The organism is Mesorhizobium sp. WSM4823 (assembly GCF_055811195.1).
The window spans coordinates 16,291-33,128 of record NZ_JBVVQL010000001.1; the positions used below are offsets into that span (position 1 = coordinate 16,291).

Genomic DNA, 16,838 nt, shown 5'->3' on the forward strand with positions numbered 1-16,838 from the left:
TTCAATCAGGCGGCGTCGTCGCTTCCTGGGATGAAGGCATCGAAGGCGGCGAGGAACTGCTCGCGATAGAAGTCGGCTTCCTGCAATATTTCGTGGCGTGCGCCGTCGATCACCAGCAGCGAACCGAGACGCAGACGTCTGGTGTAGGTTTCCACTGCCTTGGTCGAGACGACCTGGTCAGCGCCGGCGGCGACCATCAGCAAGGGAACCTGGATCCTGGCCATGAAGTCGGGATCGCTGATGGCCTCGGACGCCTCCGCCGCCGCTTTCAGCCAGCGGATCGTCGGACCGCCGAGCGCCAGTTGCGGGTAGGTCTCATAGATCAGCGTGTTGCGCCGATATCGCTCCGGATCCGATGTCACCTTATTGTTGGCAAAGGGTAAGGTTTTCCGCGGCCGGGGGCCCCAGGCGGCATAAAGCTTGCCAAGGCCCAGCAAGCAGAACAGCGAACAGATGCGGCGAACGGTGGTTGTCGAGACCGGCAGGTCGGGCACGGCCAGGAACGGCGCGATCAGCACCATTCGCCGTACGCGATTCACCATCGACTGCGCAGCAAGCAGCGTGATCACCGCCCCAGCCGAATGGGCCAATATGTAGTACGGACCCCGGCAGTCGGGCAGCACGATCTCCTCGAAAAACTGTTCCAAGTCGCTGGTGTAGTCGAAGAAGCTCCTGACATAGCCGCGCTCGCGGTCGCCGATCAGCCGGTCGGAACCGCCCTGGCCGCGCCAGTCGAGGGTCGCAACACCGAGTCCGCGGTCGGCAAGATTACGGATCGTCTCGAAATATTTTTCGATGCACTCGTTTCGGCCGGTCAGAACGACCACGGTGCCCTTCATCGGGCGGGAAACGGCAGGGAAGAGGCCGTAGCGGATCTTCTTGCCATCGCGCGTCGTAAAGAAACCACCGGCCGCATTTGCCGGTGGCGGATTGCCCGGAGTTTCGCGGAAGAGGGGAGTTTCGCGGGAGAGGAGAGTTTCGTTGAAGATGTCCGTCATTCGGCGCTGCGTTTGTGTGTCGCTGCCTGCATGGCGCAAGCTTTGGGTAGGCATAGACGCCCATGCACCAAATGCAAAGGAATTCCGGACGCGTTGGAAGGCTGAACGCGGCAATCAGCGAGTGAGGCCGGAAGCGGCTTGCGGCATGCTTCCGGCCTCTGTCGATCCGGGAGGAAGGGACGTTACACCCGGTCGGCCTCGTTGCGGCACCTCGCACATGACATCGAAAATCAGGCTCGATTTTCGCTGGGGATCATGCGCGATCAAAATCACAGCTCTCTTGCGCGTCCGATCGGATGCGCGACGCCGTAACCACCGCCTTTTCCTTGACCCTGTAGGCAGTCTAGGGCCGCATTGCTGAACGTTCGCCGAAGCCGCGGTTCATCTGCCGTTCATCGAGCTGGCAGAATCTTGAAATGGCTTCATGTGCTCCCCAAATGTCTGCTGCGGTCGCCAATGTCGGGGCCGCTGGCCTTATCCGGAACGCCATCACGGGTTTCGCACCGGCCATACGCAAACCTTGTTGCTCAACAGGAGAACACACTATGCGTCACGTTGATTTTTCCCCGCTCTATCGTTCGACCGTCGGTTTCGATCGGTTGTTCACCATGCTCGATTCGCTTGCGCAGCCCGAAGGCGCGCAGACCTATCCGCCCTACAACATCGAGCGCACCGGCGAGGATTCTTATCGCATCTCGATGGCGGTCGCCGGCTTCTCGGACGACGAGCTCTCGATCGAAGCTCACCGCAATGTGCTGACCGTCAAGGGTGAGCGCAAGGAAGACGGCAATGGCGAGGGTTCCGAACTGCTCTATCGCGGCATCGCCAGCAGGGCCTTCGAGCGCCGTTTCCAGCTTGCCGACCACGTTGAAGTCGTCGGCGCCTCGCTCAAGAACGGTCTGCTCTTCGTCGACCTCAAGCGCAACATTCCCGAGGAGCTGAAGCCCCGCAAGATCGCGATTAGCGCGTCTTCGGCCAAGGCCAAGCAGATCGAAGCCAAGACTGCCGCATAAGCTGCGTCGCAAAAACGACCGTCAGCGACGAAGGCCGGCGTTTTCGCCGGCCTTTTTCGTTGGCATGAATGCAGCTATCCAGCAATGAGCTGACCAAAGCGGTCGACGTCGTCGGCCGTGGTCGCAAAGCTGGTGACGAAACGGTAGAGCGCCTCGTCCTCGCCGGTATGGCCGTCGAAGTCATGCGGCTTGTGCCAGTCATAGAAAGCGGCACCGGCCAATTGCATCCTTTCAGCCTCGGCTTTTTTCATCACCGCGAAAACCTCGTTCGCTTGCGGCAGCCAAGCCAGACGCGCCGATGGCGAATCCTCGATCACCGCCGCAAGGCGCGCTGCCATGGCGTTGGCATGCCGGGCCGTATCGAGCCACAGGCCGTCCTTGAAATAGGCTTCGAACTGCGCAGCGACGAAGCGCGATTTCGAGAACAATTGCGCCGCGCGCTTACGCAGGAAGGCTAATTCCCTGGCACGATCCAGATCGAACAGAACGATAGCCTCGGCGCACCAACAGCCATTTTTGGTGCCGCCGAAGGAGAGAATGTCGACGCCGCGCTTCCATGTCATTTCCGCCGGCGTCGTCTCCAGTGCGACCAGAGCATTGGCAAAACGGGCGCCGTCCATGTGCAGCGGCAATTTGTGATGTTTGGCGATCTCCGAAATCCTGGCGATCTCATTCAAGGTGTAGATGGTGCCGACCTCGGTCGACTGGGTGATCGATACCGCCATCGGGCGTCCGGAGTGGACGATTTCAGCCGCGAACAGGCCAACCGCTCCTTCCAGCCTGTTCGGATCGATCTTGCCCAGCGCGCCGTCGACGGCATAGAGCCGCGAGCCGCCGGTAAAGTATTCCGGCGCGCCGCATTCATCCTCGATGACATGCGATTCGCGATGGCAGAAGGAAAGGCCGCCTGATTTGTTGTAGGCGGTCAGCGACAGCGAATTGGCGGCGGTGCCGGTCGCCACGAAAAACACCCCGACTTCGCGCTCAAAGATGTCATTGAAGTGCTGGTAGACGGTCTGGTCGAGGGCGCCGTCGCCATAGGCGGTGGAAAAACCGCCGGCATGGGCCGACAGGCCTGCGGCGATACTGGGATGGGCGCCTGCCCAATTGTCGGAAGCGAAATTCATGCGTTTGCCTGTGCTGGGAAAATCCATGCAACCTTGGCCGCTTTCGCATCCCGCCCGCAAGTGCCAAGTGCCGGAAAACCGGTAAAGCCAGGGAGAGGCGACGGTGGAGATAAACGACCGAAGGTTACGTGCTGCCGCGGCCATGCGTAATTTTCTGTCGTGGAATGCCGAAGATTTTCATGAATCGGTCTTGTGCCTATCGGGAATATCTGTCATAAAAATTTAGGACAGTAGTGCTGTCTTATTTTGTCGCACACATAAGGCTGGATTGGCGTATCATTAGGCCTCTCCGGCCGTTGCCGTGAGCGACAGGTAGACAGCCTGGCTCTGGCCTGTACGATTACCGGATGCGAACCAGGCCGCCTGGTCGCAAGGATTTCGCAAGACGTGCCGCAAGGATGAAGGGGGAGCCAAGCGCTTCCCGACGCAAACCAGCGCCCTAAGGGCAGGGAATGGAGGACAGGATGATGACGGAAATGACGCCATCTGCGACGAACGGCCCGGCCGCGCAGACGAAAGCGCCAGCCGTCAAAAATCCGTCCCTGACCAATATCGGGCGAACCCATACCGGCTTTGCCGCGCAAGGCCTTTACGATCCACGCAACGAGCACGATGCTTGCGGCGTCGGTTTCATCGTCAACATGAAGGGCGTGAAGTCGCATCAGATCGTCAAGGACGGCCTTAACGTGCTCGAGAACCTGACGCATCGCGGCGCTGTCGGCGCTGACCCGCTGATGGGCGACGGCGCCGGCGTGCTGGTGCAGCTCCCCGACCGTTTCTTCCGCGAGGAGATGGCCAGCCAAGGCGTCGAATTGCCCAAGCCCGGCCATTACGCCGTCGGCCATGTGTTCATGCCGCGCGACCCTGAGCTTCAGGCGCATATCGAAGACATAATAGCCGAGGTGGCGCAGCTCGAAGGCCAGCCGCTGCTCGGCTTTCGCGATGTTCCGGTCGACAATTCATCGCTGTCCAAGGCCCCGGATATCGCTGCTTCCGAACCGGTCCAGCGGCAGGTGTTCCTCGGCCGCGGCGCCGAGATCGAGAGCGACGACGACTACGAGCGGCGGCTCTACATCCTGCGCAAGGTCATTTCCGGCCGCATCCATGAGGAGACCAAGGGCGTCGACAACGGTTTCTACGTCGTGTCGATGTCGTCGCGGACCATCGTCTATAAGGGCATGTTCCTGGCCTATCAGGTCGGCGCCTATTACAAGGATTTGACCGACCCGCGTTTCGAGACGGCGCTGATCCTGGTTCACCAGCGGTTCTCGACCAACACCTTCCCGTCGTGGAAGCTGGCGCATCCCTATCGCATGGTCGCCCACAATGGCGAGATCAACACGCTGCGCGGCAACGTCAACTGGATGGCGGCGCGCCAGGCCTCGGTCGATTCCGAACTGTTCGGCAACGACATTTCAAAGCTTTGGCCGATCTCCTACGAGGGGCAGTCGGATACCGCCTGTTTCGACAATGCGCTCGAATTCCTGACGCAGGGCGGCTACTCGCTCGCCCATGCGATGATGATGCTGATCCCGGAAGCCTGGGCCGGCAACAAGTTGATGGATCAAGATCGCAAGGCGTTCTACGAATACCACGCCGCCCTGATGGAGCCGTGGGACGGGCCGGCGGCGGTGGCCTTCACCGACGGCCGCCAGATCGGCGCCACGCTCGACCGTAACGGGCTGCGCCCGGCACGCTACATCGTCACCGACGACGATCGCGTCATTATGGCCTCGGAAGCCGGCGTGCTCCCGGTGCCGGAGGAGCGGATCGTCAAGAAGTGGCGGCTGCAGCCCGGCCGCATGCTGTTGATCGACCTGGAGAAGGGCCGCATCGTTTCCGATGAGGAGATCAAGTCGGAGATCGCGACCAGGCATCCCTACAAAAGCTGGCTCGCCAACACCCAGCTCATCCTCGAGGATCTGAAGCCGGTCGAGCCACGCGCGCTGCGCAGGGATGTCAGCCTGCTCGACCGCCAGCAGGCGTTCGGCTACACCCAGGAAGACACCAAGCTGTTGATGTCGCCGATGGCAACGACCGGCCAGGAAGCCGTCGGGTCGATGGGCACCGACACGCCGATCTCGGCGATGTCGGACAGATCGAAGCTGCTCTACACCTATTTCAAGCAGAACTTCGCCCAGGTCACCAACCCGCCGATCGACCCGATCCGTGAGGAGCTGGTGATGAGCCTGGTTTCATTCATTGGACCGCGGCCAAACATCTTCGACCTCGTCGGAAACTCGCGCCGCAAGCGGCTCGAAGTGCGCCAGCCGATCCTGACCAATGGCGATCTCGAAAAGATCCGCTCCATCGGCCACACCGAGGACCGTTTCGATACCAAGACGATCGACATCACCTATGGCTCGAACGAGGGCGCGGCCGGCATGCAGGGCGCCATCGACCGGCTGTGCGAGCGCGCCGAGGCGGCGGTCGCCGGTGGTTACAACATCATCATCCTGTCCGATCGCCAGCTCGGACCGGACCGCATCGCCATACCGGCGCTGCTGGCGACGGCCGCGGTGCACCACCACCTGATCAGAAAGGGTCTGCGCACCTCGGTCGGGCTCGTGGTCGAGTCCGGCGAGCCGCGCGAGGTGCATCATTTCTGCTGCCTTGCCGGCTACGGCGCCGAGGCGATCAATCCTTACCTGGCTTTCGACACGTTGCTCGACATGCACAAGCGCGGCGAGCTGCCGGCGGAGGTCGATGCCTACGAAGTCGTCACCCGCTACATCAAGTCGATCGGCAAGGGTATCCTCAAGGTGATGTCCAAGATGGGCATCTCGACCTACCAGTCCTATTGCGGCGCGCAGATCTTCGACGCGATCGGGTTGAAGTCGGATTTCGTGCAGAAATATTTCACCGGCACAGCGACGCTGATCGAAGGCGTCGGGCTGGACGAGATCGCCGCCGAGACGGTCAGCCGCCACACCGACGGCTTTGGCAACGACCCGGTGCTGCGCAACAGTCTCGAAGTCGGCGGCGAATACATGTTCCGCATGCGCGGCGAGGCGCATATGTGGTCGCCCGATGCGGTGGCCACCTTGCAGCACGCCGTGCGCCAGGGCTCGTGGGAGATGTTCAAGGACTATTCCGCTCAGATCGACAGCGAGACCGCGCGGGCGCAGAGCATTCGCGGCCTGTTCAAGATCAAGCTCGCCAAGGAAACCGGGCGCAAGAAGGTCGCGCTCGACGAGGTCATGCCGGCGGCCGACATTGTCAAGCGGTTCTCGACCGGCGCGATGTCCTTCGGCTCGATCTCCAGGGAAGCGCACACCACGCTGGCGCGCGCCATGAACACCATCGGCGGCAAGTCGAATACCGGCGAGGGCGGCGAAGAGGCCGACCGTTACCTGCCGCTGCCGGGCGGCGGCAAGAACCCCGAGCGCTCGGCGATCAAGCAGGTCGCCTCCGGCCGGTTCGGCGTGACCGCGGAATATCTGGTCAACTCCGACGTGATGCAAATCAAGGTCGCGCAAGGCGCCAAGCCCGGCGAGGGCGGACAACTGCCCGGCCACAAGGTCGATGCCACCATCGCCAAGGTCAGGCACTCGACACCGGGTGTCGGCCTGATCTCGCCGCCGCCGCATCATGACATCTACTCGATCGAGGATCTGGCGCAGCTCATCTATGATTTGAAGAACGTCAATCCGGCGGCGGATGTCTCGGTCAAGCTGGTCTCCGAAGTCGGCGTCGGCACGGTTGCGGCCGGCGTCGCCAAGGCGCGTGCTGACCACATCACCATATCGGGCTATGACGGCGGCACCGGTGCATCGCCGCTGACCTCGCTCAAGCATGCCGGCAGCCCATGGGAAATGGGCCTTGCCGAGACGCACCAGACGTTGGTGCTCAACGGCCTCAGGTCGCGCGTCGCGCTGCAGGTCGATGGCGGCCTGCGCACCGGCCGCGACGTCGTCATCGGTGCGTTGCTCGGCGCCGACGAATTCGGCTTCTCGACCGCGCCGCTGATCGCGGCCGGCTGCATCATGATGCGCAAGTGCCATCTCAACACCTGCCCGGTCGGCGTCGCGACGCAGGATCCGGTGTTGCGCAAGCGCTTCAAGGGCACGCCGGAACATGTCATCAACTTCTTCTTCTATGTGGCCGAAGAGGTGCGGGCGCTGCTCGCCGACATGGGTTACACCCATCTCGACCAGATCATCGGCGACACCGATCTCTTGGAAAAGCGGGCGCTGATCCAGCACTGGAAGGCGCGCGGGCTCGATTTCAGCAAGATGTTCTTCAAGCCAGATGCCCCGCACGAGGCGGTGCACTGGACCGAGCGCCAGAAACATCCGATCGAAGACGTGCTCGACCGCAAGTTGATCGAGCTGGCCAAGCCGGCGCTGGAAGCCAGGCAGCCGGTCAGCATCGAGCTGCCGATCCGCAATGTCGACCGTTCGACGGGCGCCATGCTGTCTGGCGAAGTGGCAAAGCGCTTCAAGCACAAGGGGCTGCGCGAGGACACGATCTCGGTGAAGCTCACCGGCACGGCCGGCCAGTCGTTCGGCGCCTTCCTGGCGCGGGGCGTCTCGTTCGAACTCGTCGGCGCTGCCAATGACTATGTCGGCAAAGGCTTGTCCGGCGGCCGCATCGTTATCCGACCGCCCGAGAACGCGAATATTGTCGCCGCGGAGTCCATCATCGTCGGCAATACGGTGCTTTACGGCGCGACCGAGGGCGAAGCCTATTTCAGCGGCGTCGCCGGCGAGCGTTTTGCCGTGCGCAATTCGGGCGTCGCTGCCGTCGTTGAAGGCGTCGGCGATCATGGCTGCGAGTATATGACCGGCGGCATTGTCGTCGTCATAGGCCAGACCGGCCGCAATTTCGCCGCCGGCATGTCGGGCGGCGTCGCCTATGTGCTCGACGAGGAAGGTGATTTCGCCGAGCGCTGCAACATGGCGATGGTCGAACTGGAACCCGTTCCCGAAGAAGACGACCTGATGGAAAAACTGCTCCACCATGGTGGCGACCTCGATCATAAGGGCCGTGTCGACGTATCCGGCGACATGACCAGCCATGACGAAGAGCGGCTCTACCAGTTGATCTCGAACCACGTCCATTACACGGGTTCGGTGCGCGGCCGCGAGGTCCTCGACAATTGGGCGACTTTCCGGCCGAAATTCCGGAAGATCATGCCGGTCGAATATCGCCGCGCCTTGATCGAGATGGAACGCATGCGTATGGGCGTTGCGGCGGAATAGGCTTTGGGAGTTGCCGGGAAGCCAAAGCTTCCCGGTCGACGCCTTCATCAACAATCCTGGCCTCGGACTGAAGGTTGCCACGGCTGCCTTATGAGGTTAACGGGTGCGTCGTCGAGCGCGCCTTCTGGACAGCAGGAACTGGACTATGGGCAAGGTAACAGGCTTTCTCGAGATCGACCGGCAGGTGCACAAGTACCAGCCGGCTTCCGACCGCATCCGGCATTTTCGCGAATTCACGCTGCCGATGTCGGACAAGGAGGTCGAGAAACAGGCTGCGCGCTGTATGGATTGCGGCATTCCGTACTGCCATGGGCCGACCGGATGCCCGGTCCACAACCAGATCCCGGACTGGAACGACCTTGTCTACAATGGCGACTGGGACAATGCGATCCGCAACCTGCATTCGACTAACAATTTCCCGGAGTTCACCGGCCGCATCTGTCCGGCACCTTGCGAGGAAGCCTGTACGCTGAACCTCGAGGACATTCCGGTTGCCATCAAGACGATCGAGCAGGCGATCGCTGACAAGGCTTACGAAACCGGTCATATCCGGCCCTATCCGCCGGAAAGGAAGACCGGCAAGCGCGTTGCCGTCATTGGCTCGGGGCCGGCCGGCATGGCGGCTGCCCAGCAGCTCGGCCGTGCCGGTCACGATGTGCATGTCTATGAGCGCGAGAGCCGGCCGGGCGGGCTGATGCGCTACGGCATCCCCGACTTCAAGATCGAGAAGCACTATATCGACCGGCGCATCGAGCAGATGCAGGGCGAGGGCGTGAGCTTCCATTGCGGCGTCAATGTCGGCGTCGACAAGCCGGTGGCGGAGCTGCTCGCCGAATACGATGCTGTGCTTTATTGCGGCGGTTCGGAAACACCGCGCCCGGCCAACATTCCCGGCGACGATCTCGCCGGCGTGCATGACGCGATGCCCTATCTGGTGCAGCAGAACAAGCGCGTCGGCGGCGAGCCGATCCAGTCGGTGGCGTGGCTCTCGCAGCCGATCGTCGCCGGCGGCCAGCATGTCGTCGTCGTCGGCGGCGGCGACACCGCATCCGACTGTGTCGGCACGGCGTTCCGACAGGGCGCAGTGCGCGTCACCCAGCTCGACATCCGGCCGCAGCCGCCGGAAAAGGAAGACAAACTTTCGGTCTGGCCGTACTGGGCGACGAAGATGCGCACCTCGTCCTCGCAGGCCGAAGGCGCCGAGCGCGAGTTCCAGGTGGCGACGCTCGAATTCATCGGCGAGGACGGCGCGTTGACCGGCGTCAAATGCTGCGAGGTCGATGAAAAGCGCAAGCCGATCGCCGGCACGGAATTCGTCATCCGCGCGGATCTCGCCTTCATCGCCATCGGCTTTGCCGGGCCGGCTACCGTCGGACCGGTGTCGGAGCTGGGCGGCCAGATGAAGATCGCTGTCGACAGCCGCCGCTCGAACAACATCGAGGCCAATGATCGCGACTACAAGACCAGCGTCGAAAAGCTCTATGCGGCCGGCGATGTCCGTCGCGGTCAGTCGCTGGTCGTCTGGGCGATCCGCGAGGGTCGGCAGGCGGCGCGTTCGATCGACGAGGCGCTGATGGGATCGAGCGTGTTGCCGCACTGAGACCGCTTGGAAACTCTACTCCTGCGGCCATCTGAGAGCGTTTTCTGCGCTTCCGGCTTCGCCGGCCAAAGCACTCATGAGCGGTCGTGGCATTTAGGCTACGGCCGACGTAGGCCGGTGCTCACGTACTCGAATATACGCTCCGCTCCGGTTATCGAAAGCACTCTCATTCGACTCACAGGAGCGAGTTTCGAAATGGTCTCCGAACCTCGTATCAAGGATTGATCGCCGTCGTCGTGTCGCTTCCGGCGGCTGCCGCCGCAGGCTGTGCCCTGGGCGGCCAGGAAAAATCGTCGGCGCGGCCGGGCGAAGCATCTGATGCCTTGCCCTCGACGACGAGTTTCTCGCCGAGCCCACCCGCCTTTGCCGGCGGCCCGGCGCCGAGAAGCTCCGAACCGCCGTCGAGCGCCGGATCGTTGAGCAACATCGGCACGGTGCGATTGACGGCCATCGGGGCCGCGGCCGGTGCCGGGGCTTCGACGGGAGCGCCCGCTGGCGCATAAGTTGCCGGTGTGCCCGTTGGCGCGGTCATTCCAAGGATTTTCATCAAGGGTTTTTCGGCATAGAAGGCGAGCTTGCGTTTGCCGGCTTTCGACACATAGATGCCGTCGTCGGTTCGCAAACGCACCGGCTGCCCGTTGATGTCGGGCCCGCTGGTGACAAAGGCGCCATCCTCGTCGACGAAGCCGTCCCAGATGTCGACGAACTCGCCGCCATGAGTTTCGGCCGTCGCGCGGTAGATCTCGTTGAAAGCCAGCATGTCGGAGGTCATCTTCGGCGCCTTGAATGCCGGCATGCCGACCCACAGATACGGCACCTTGGCCGATGCAATGGCCTTGCCGAACGCTTCGGTCCTGCGTTCGTATTCCTTAGTCCAGCCTTCGGATTGCGGCTGTTCGCGCTCGTCGTTCACGCGCATCTGCTGCCGATCGTTGGAGCCAAGCATGACGATTACGGCCGCGGGCTTTTCAGTTTCGATCAGCGACTTGATCTGTTCGGGCCAGTTGTAGAAATCGTCACGCACGAAACCGGACGAACCGTTGCTGCGAACGACGATCCTGATTTTGCTGTTTTCGGCGAAGGCGGTATCCAGACCTTCGGCCAGGCCGCTCGCCATGAAATCGCCGACCACCAGAACGGTGCGGGCATCCGGCGCCTTCTCGACAATAGGGGTTGTCGGCTCAGCCGGCCGGCGCGGCGCGGGGCGGGGCTTTTTTGCCCTCGGCTTCGGCGGCCTGGCTCTCTGAATTAGTCGCGGCGGCGGTTCCAACCGCTCGCTGCGACGCGGGAACAACAAGTCACGCAGCGACCAGCCACGCCTTTGTTCTTCCTGCGCGATGGCCGGCGTGTGAAAGGCGGCGGCAGTACTGACAGCCAAAACGGCAATCGCCAGAATCAGGATCGGCGCGCGACGAAAAATCACCCGGATACGCGCAGCCGAAACCAATCGCCCTCTCCATCCCTTAAGAGCGCCGGCCTCAAGGCCAATCGTGCCGCCGCTCTATCTTTTGATTTGAGCATCGGGTTTCCCCAAAACCGGTTTGAGTTCCGATGCTCCAGGTCGTCTCTCTATGCGAGGTTAGTTCTGCCTGAGCGATTTGAGCACTTCCATGCTCGGATGTCCGTCCTGGGTCAAGCCGGCCTTAGCCTGGAAGGCCATGATGGCGGCTTTCGATCCCTCGCCGATCTTGCCGTCGAACTTGCCGTCATAGTAGCCGTACTGCGAAAGCCGCTGCTGTAGCTCTTGCCTCTCCTCGAAGGAGAGCTTCGTGAAAGGTCGCTTCCAGTCCTGCACAAGGCCACCATGGCCGGCGATTTCGTCGGCAAGAAGGCCAACGGCAACCGCGTATTTGTCGGCATTGTTATAGCGTTTGATGACCGAAAAATTCTTGATCATCAGGAAGGCCGGGCCGCCGCGGCCGCCCGGCACCTTCAGCGTAGCCTTCTCCGCACCACTCTTGAAGGGCTTTCCGTTGACACGCGTAACACCCAGCGCTTGCCATTGCGACAGCGACTTCGATCCGGCCGGGAACTTCTTCCCCTCGGGAAGGCTGACTTCATAGCCCCAGGTCTTGCCGGCCTGCCAGCCGTTCTTCCTGAGCAGATTGGCGGCCGTTGCCAATGCATCGGGAATCGAATTCCAGATGTCGCGCCTGCCGTCGCCGTCCATATCGACCGCATAGGCCTGGTAGCTGGTGGGAATGAATTGAGTATGACCCATGGCGCCGGCCCATGAGCCGCTGAGGTGGCTTTTGTCGATGTCGCCCCTTTGCAGGATCTTCAGCGCTGCGATCAGCTGGGTGCGGGCAAACTTCGATCGTCTGCGGTCGGCATAGCCGAGCGTTGCCAGCGAACGCACCACGTTCCGCATGACCTCGTCGCGCTTGAGGATTTCGCCGTAATTCGATTCCATCGACCAGATGGCCAGCAGGACGTAGCGGTCGACGCCGTATTTTGCCTCGATCCTGTCCAGCCAAGGCTTCCATTTCCTGGCCATTTGCTTGCCGACGGCGACCGACTGGTCATGGACCCGGTTGTCGAAATAATCCCAGGCGGGTGCGGTAAATTCGGGTTGATAGCGGGCTTTTTCCAGCACGATGGGATCGGCATCGCTGATGCCCTCGAACGCCCGGTCGTAAACGGCGCCGGAAACACCGCTCTGCACTGCGGTGGCGCGAAAACTCGCCACCCATTGCCGGAACCCAGCGTCGGCAAAAGCAGATCCGGTGGGCATCAGCAACGCGAGCGATAGGCTGGCGGCCGCAACAATGCTTGCGAAGCGCTTTGCGGCATTGCAAACGGACATCTTTTCCTCCTTCTTCATCACAGGAAGATCATTCATCGCCGAACCCGGTTAGCATTTGGTTTACCATAGGTGCCGTTGGGAACGAAAAAGCGCTTTGGTGCTTTACGGACTGCAGGTTTTTTCTGACCGGCCGTTCCATAATCCTCGATTCCGGCACGAAAATGTCTCGAAGCGGGATTGCCGAACAGGCCTACAAGCGGATAATTGACAGCATGAAGAGAGTTCGCAAGGCAGTTTTCCCGGTCGCCGGCCTCGGCACGCGGTTTCTCCCGGCCACCAAGGCCATACCCAAGGAAATGCTGACGGTCGTCGACAGGCCAGTCATCCAATATGTGGTCGATGAGGCACGCGAAGCCGGCATCGAGCATTTCATCTTCGTGACCGGCCGCAACAAGGCGGTCATCGAGGACCATTTCGACGTCCAGTTCGAACTCTACGACACGCTCGCCCAGCGCGGCAAGAACGACGAGCTCGCTCGCCTGCAGCGGCTGCAACCCTTGCCGGGGCAGACCAGCTTCACGCGCCAGCAGGTACCGCTCGGCCTTGGCCATGCCGTCTGGTGCGCCCGCGAACTGGTGGGCGACGAGCCCTTCGCCCTGCTCTTGCCTGATATGATCATGCAGTCGGAAAAAAGCTGCATGAAGGAGATGGTCGAGCTCTATGCCGAGACCGGCAACAACATCGTGGCGGTCCAGGAATGCGACCCCGCCGAGGCCCATAAATACGGCATCGTCGGCCGCGGCGAAGATACGCATCATGGTTTCCGCATCACCGGCATGGTGGAGAAGCCGAAGGCCGGCACGGCACCCTCCAATCTCTACATCAACGGGCGTTACATTCTGCAGCCGGAAATATTCGGGATTCTCGAAAGCCAGGAAAAGGGCGCTGGCAATGAGATCCAGCTCACCGATGCGATGCTGAAACTGGAGAAGCAGCAGCCCTTCTATGGCTGCCACTACCAGGGGCGCACCTTCGATTGCGGATCGCCTGAAGGTTTCGTCGAGGCCAATGTCGCCTTTGCGCTGTGGCGCAGCGACGTGAACGGGAACATGGCGGGCACCATCCGCAAGCTTCTCGAGGAGTTGAAACCGTCAGAGCAGCGCGGCGCGGCGTTCTAGCTATGTCGCGCAAAGCATGCCCTCGGTCTTGAACCAAGGGTGCGCTTACCCGAAACCACAGTTCTTACCACGGCCTGATCGACCTATCCCCAACCTTCAACGGCTTGCTTTAAGGCTGCAGCGTCACCCCAAGGAAGATGCTGTGGGCCGTATAATCGCGACCCTCCAGGTTGCTGGTCTGTTTTTCGGTTCTGGCGCGGGTGGTCAGTCCGGCATACCGGTTCAGCCACCATGTCAGCCCGGCCTCGGCGCTCAGCGTCAGATCATGGCCGTCGGAGCCGATGTAGTCGCGCCAGTCCACGCCGAGAGCTGCGTTCCCGGTCAGGTTGGCACGGATTTCCCGCTCGCCGGTAAGGCGGCCGGAATAAAGGATGTCGCCGCTCTCGTTGGGGGTTGTCGTGCCCTCGACGGTCGTTTGTCCTGTGAGGCCGATCGTGGTGCCGCGTTCCGGCGACCATTTGAGGTCGGCGTTCACCGTGGCACCCGAAATCGCCGGCAGTTGATCGTCGTCGATCGCCTCCCGCAGCCAGCCGGCCGAGAATTCGCCGGCAAGCTTCTCGCCGAGGTCCAGTTCGGCACCGGCGCGTACGCCAAGCCGTGTCGAGGATCGTTCGAACCCATTGGGGTCGACGCGCTGATCGTAGACCCGGCGGCCGATTTCGACCTCGGTGAAAGGCGTGATGGCGGGAGAAATCTCATAGCCGGTACGCAAGGTGGCGGTATAAAGCGTCGAGTTGCGGGCTTTCTGCGACACCGTTCCGCCCGTCGAAAGCTTGGCGTCGCCATAGATGTCGCGCTCGACAGCGCCGGTCAAAGCAAAGCGCATCTTGCCCGCATCCTTCTCGACCGCGAGGCTGCCGTCAATGGTCTGGCGCACCGGCTGCTCGATGGTGCCTTCGATGACGACCGGCGACGAAGCCGATTCCGGCGCCGCCTCGTAACCGAGCTTGGCGATAGCGCGCAGATCGTTGTCGAGGTCGACATTGAGCGTGCCGTCGACACGGCCCCGCAATTCCTGAATCTCGTCCCCCGATATGGTCTTGAGAAAGGTGCCGTAGCCGTCGATGACAGCTGAATTCTCCCGCCAGTCGGAGATGGCATTGAAGCGCAGCGTCGTTTCCGACAGCAGCGCCGGCTCGCCTCCGGCGCTCGAATCGGCATTCGACGATGCCGTCAGACCTTGCTCGAGTGTCGGCCTGATCACGAACGAGCCGAGTTTGATGCCTGTGGCGGCGAACGGGTCGTCCTCGGCCCGCCTGTCTCGACCCTCGATGGCTTCGGCGCGCTCGGCGCCCGGATCGAGCCTCTGCCTGTCGGCGGAATCAATGGTCACCGCACGGCGATTGGTCGCGTCCTGGTCCGTCTCGGCGGCGTCCGTGTCATCCCTCGTGACTGCAGTCGCGGCGGCGGCTTCCGCCTCGGCGGCCTCGGCCTCGTCTTGGTCCGCCGCCCGTTGCGTCGCGCTCGATGGCCGGCGCGGCGGGACGGGAGCGGGCGTTTCCGCAAACGGATCGTCGGTGGCCTCCGGCGGATCGAAAATGCTGCCGGTCGCTGGCGCGGTGTCGTCGTCCGGTACGGCGCCTGGGCTGGCCGGCTGATAGGTGGCTGCGTTGTCCTGTGCCGTCTGATTCGCAGCGCCGGCCAGAATCGTCGATTCCGAAACCTCGCCGCGCAGCTCCGTTTCCTGGGCATAGGGCTGCGCTGGTCGCAGCAAGGCGAACACGCTGGTCGCCATCAGCAAGACGCAGACCGCCTTGCCGTTTCGCCTTCTTTTCTTTTCAGGCTGGGCCCCGGACATCGCCACCACTGCTCGCGCGGCGCAAGCGCGCCATACTTACCGGACCGTAAATGGGGATGGTTAACGGAGCGTTGAGGCGGCCGCTCATCAACCCTTGGTGGATGGCAATTCCGTTGGACAGGCGCGCGGCAAAGCGCTAATCGCATCAACCATGCATGCGATATCCCCAGACAAGAAGCGGCTCGACGGGCAAGCTTCGATCGCCTCGGCGCTCAGAACGGTGGCGACCGAGCAGGCCGGCGTCGCGGCGCTGGCGGCTGCGCTCGAAAACGGATTGGCCGAACCTTTCGCGCGGGCCGTCGACATGGTGTCGCAGATCGAGGGCCGCGTCATCGTCACCGGCGTCGGCAAGAGCGGCCATATCGGCTCGAAGCTGGCCGCGACACTCGCCTCGACCGGCACACCGGCGTTCTTCGTCCATCCTGCCGAAGCCAATCACGGCGACCTCGGCATGATCGCCAGGGACGATGCCATCATCGCCATGTCGTGGTCGGGCGAGAGCCTGGAGCTCAAGGGCATCATCGCCTATTCCAGGCGCTTCTCGATCCCGCTGATAGCGGTCACCGCCGGAGAGAGATCGGCGTTGGCGCGCGAGGCCGACGTGGTGCTTCTGCTGCCGCGCGCGTCGGAGGCCTGTCCGCACGGCCTGGCGCCGACGACATCGACGCTGCTGCAACTGGTGATCGGCGATGCATTGGCCATTGCGTTGCTCGAAGCGCGGGGCTTCACGCCGGATCATTTCCGCACCTTCCATCCCGGCGGGCAACTTGGCGCCAATCTGACGCAGATCCGCGACATCATGCATGTCGGTGACAGGCTGCCGCTGGTGCCTTCCGGCACCGGAATGCGTGAAGCGATTCTCGAATTGTCGCGCAAGGGGTTTGGCTGCGTGGCGATCACCGCCTCAGACGGTGCGCTGATCGGCATCATCACCGACGGCGACATCAGGCGCCACATCGGCAGCAATCTTTTGGCGATGAGTGTCGATCAGGTCATGACCAAGGAGCCGAAGACGGCCGGGCCGGACACGCTGGTGGCGACGGCGCTGCAGACGATCAACACTTCGGCCATCACCAGCCTGATGGTGGTCGAGGGCAGGCAGCCGATCGGACTTGTCCATCTGCACGACCTGCTGCGTATCGGCGCGGCCTGACCTGAATCTCAACGCACGCCG

10 protein-coding genes are annotated in these 16,838 nt (G+C 62.3%); 5 read left to right on the forward strand and 5 right to left on the reverse strand.

Features of this window, described 5'->3' with window-relative positions; all coding sequences use genetic code 11:
* Positions 1-5: 5 nt before the first annotated feature.
* Entirely contained in the window at positions 6-998 is a 993-nt protein-coding gene (locus AC0L26_RS00090; RefSeq protein WP_473630704.1) for an alpha/beta fold hydrolase, read from the reverse strand.
* A gap of 545 nt (positions 999-1,543) precedes the next feature.
* Here AC0L26_RS00090 and AC0L26_RS00095 point away from each other — a divergent pair.
* A complete protein-coding gene (locus AC0L26_RS00095; protein WP_352933100.1) occupies positions 1,544-2,011 on the forward strand; it encodes an Hsp20 family protein in 468 nt (155 codons plus the stop codon).
* A 74-nt stretch (positions 2,012-2,085) separates the two neighbouring features.
* On the opposite strand, the gene AC0L26_RS00100 is transcribed toward AC0L26_RS00095, so the two are convergent.
* Entirely contained in the window at positions 2,086-3,138 is a 1,053-nt protein-coding gene (locus tag AC0L26_RS00100; protein ID WP_473630705.1) for a threonine aldolase family protein, read from the reverse strand.
* Between the two features lie 467 nt (positions 3,139-3,605).
* Between AC0L26_RS00100 and gltB the strand changes: the two genes are divergently transcribed.
* Together gltB and AC0L26_RS00110 are read left to right on the forward strand one after the other, a co-directional pair.
* The gene (gltB, locus tag AC0L26_RS00105) at positions 3,606-8,342 is read left to right on the forward strand and encodes a glutamate synthase large subunit (RefSeq protein WP_473631500.1); all 4,737 of its coding nucleotides are present in this window, start codon (positions 3,606-3,608) and stop codon (positions 8,340-8,342) included.
* Positions 8,343-8,487: 145 nt separating this feature from the next.
* Positions 8,488-9,942, forward strand: a complete 1,455-nt coding sequence (locus AC0L26_RS00110) for a glutamate synthase subunit beta (protein WP_473630706.1) — start codon at positions 8,488-8,490, stop codon at positions 9,940-9,942.
* A 214-nt stretch (positions 9,943-10,156) separates the two neighbouring features.
* Here the strand turns inward: AC0L26_RS00110 and AC0L26_RS00115 are convergent, their stop codons facing one another.
* Both AC0L26_RS00115 and AC0L26_RS00120 read right to left on the reverse strand, forming a co-directional pair.
* Entirely contained in the window at positions 10,157-11,389 is a 1,233-nt protein-coding gene (locus AC0L26_RS00115) for an SGNH/GDSL hydrolase family protein (RefSeq protein ID WP_473630707.1), read from the reverse strand.
* Between the two features lie 132 nt (positions 11,390-11,521).
* On the reverse strand, positions 11,522-12,748 hold the full coding sequence (locus tag AC0L26_RS00120; RefSeq protein ID WP_473630708.1) for a lytic murein transglycosylase: 1,227 nt from the start codon (positions 12,746-12,748) through the stop codon (positions 11,522-11,524).
* Positions 12,749-12,960: 212 nt separating this feature from the next.
* Here AC0L26_RS00120 and galU point away from each other — a divergent pair, with 212 nt between their 5' ends.
* Positions 12,961-13,866 (forward strand): UTP--glucose-1-phosphate uridylyltransferase GalU, encoded by a 906-nt coding sequence (gene galU, locus AC0L26_RS00125; protein WP_435528764.1) that lies wholly within the window; start codon positions 12,961-12,963, stop codon positions 13,864-13,866.
* Between the two features lie 109 nt (positions 13,867-13,975).
* Here the strand turns inward: galU and AC0L26_RS00130 are convergent, their stop codons facing one another.
* A complete protein-coding gene (locus AC0L26_RS00130; RefSeq protein ID WP_473630709.1) occupies positions 13,976-15,664 on the reverse strand; it encodes an outer membrane beta-barrel protein in 1,689 nt (562 codons plus the stop codon).
* 151 nt (positions 15,665-15,815) lie between these two features.
* On the opposite strand from AC0L26_RS00130, the gene AC0L26_RS00135 reads away from it, so the two are divergent.
* Positions 15,816-16,817, forward strand: coding sequence for a KpsF/GutQ family sugar-phosphate isomerase (locus AC0L26_RS00135; RefSeq protein WP_473630710.1), 1,002 nt, complete (start codon positions 15,816-15,818; stop codon positions 16,815-16,817).
* Positions 16,818-16,838 lie beyond the last annotated feature (21 nt).

What these genes read in the sequence shown, in the direction of transcription:
- AC0L26_RS00100 (WP_473630705.1), bottom strand. Translation starts at nt 3,138, where the DNA reads ATGAATTTCGCTTCCGACAATTGGGCAGGCGCCCATCCCAGTATCGCC.
- AC0L26_RS00130 (WP_473630709.1), bottom strand. Translation starts at nt 15,664, where the DNA reads ATGTCCGGGGCCCAGCCTGAAAAGAAAAGAAGGCGAAACGGCAAGGCG.
- AC0L26_RS00110 (WP_473630706.1), top strand. Translation starts at nt 8,488, where the DNA reads ATGGGCAAGGTAACAGGCTTTCTCGAGATCGACCGGCAGGTGCACAAG.
- gltB (WP_473631500.1), top strand. Translation starts at nt 3,606, where the DNA reads ATGACGGAAATGACGCCATCTGCGACGAACGGCCCGGCCGCGCAGACG.
- AC0L26_RS00135 (WP_473630710.1), top strand. Translation starts at nt 15,816, where the DNA reads ATGCATGCGATATCCCCAGACAAGAAGCGGCTCGACGGGCAAGCTTCG.
- AC0L26_RS00090 (WP_473630704.1), bottom strand. Translation starts at nt 998, where the DNA reads ATGACGGACATCTTCAACGAAACTCTCCTCTCCCGCGAAACTCCCCTC.
- AC0L26_RS00120 (WP_473630708.1), bottom strand. Translation starts at nt 12,748, where the DNA reads ATGTCCGTTTGCAATGCCGCAAAGCGCTTCGCAAGCATTGTTGCGGCC.
- galU (WP_435528764.1), top strand. Translation starts at nt 12,961, where the DNA reads ATGAAGAGAGTTCGCAAGGCAGTTTTCCCGGTCGCCGGCCTCGGCACG.
- AC0L26_RS00095 (WP_352933100.1), top strand. Translation starts at nt 1,544, where the DNA reads ATGCGTCACGTTGATTTTTCCCCGCTCTATCGTTCGACCGTCGGTTTC.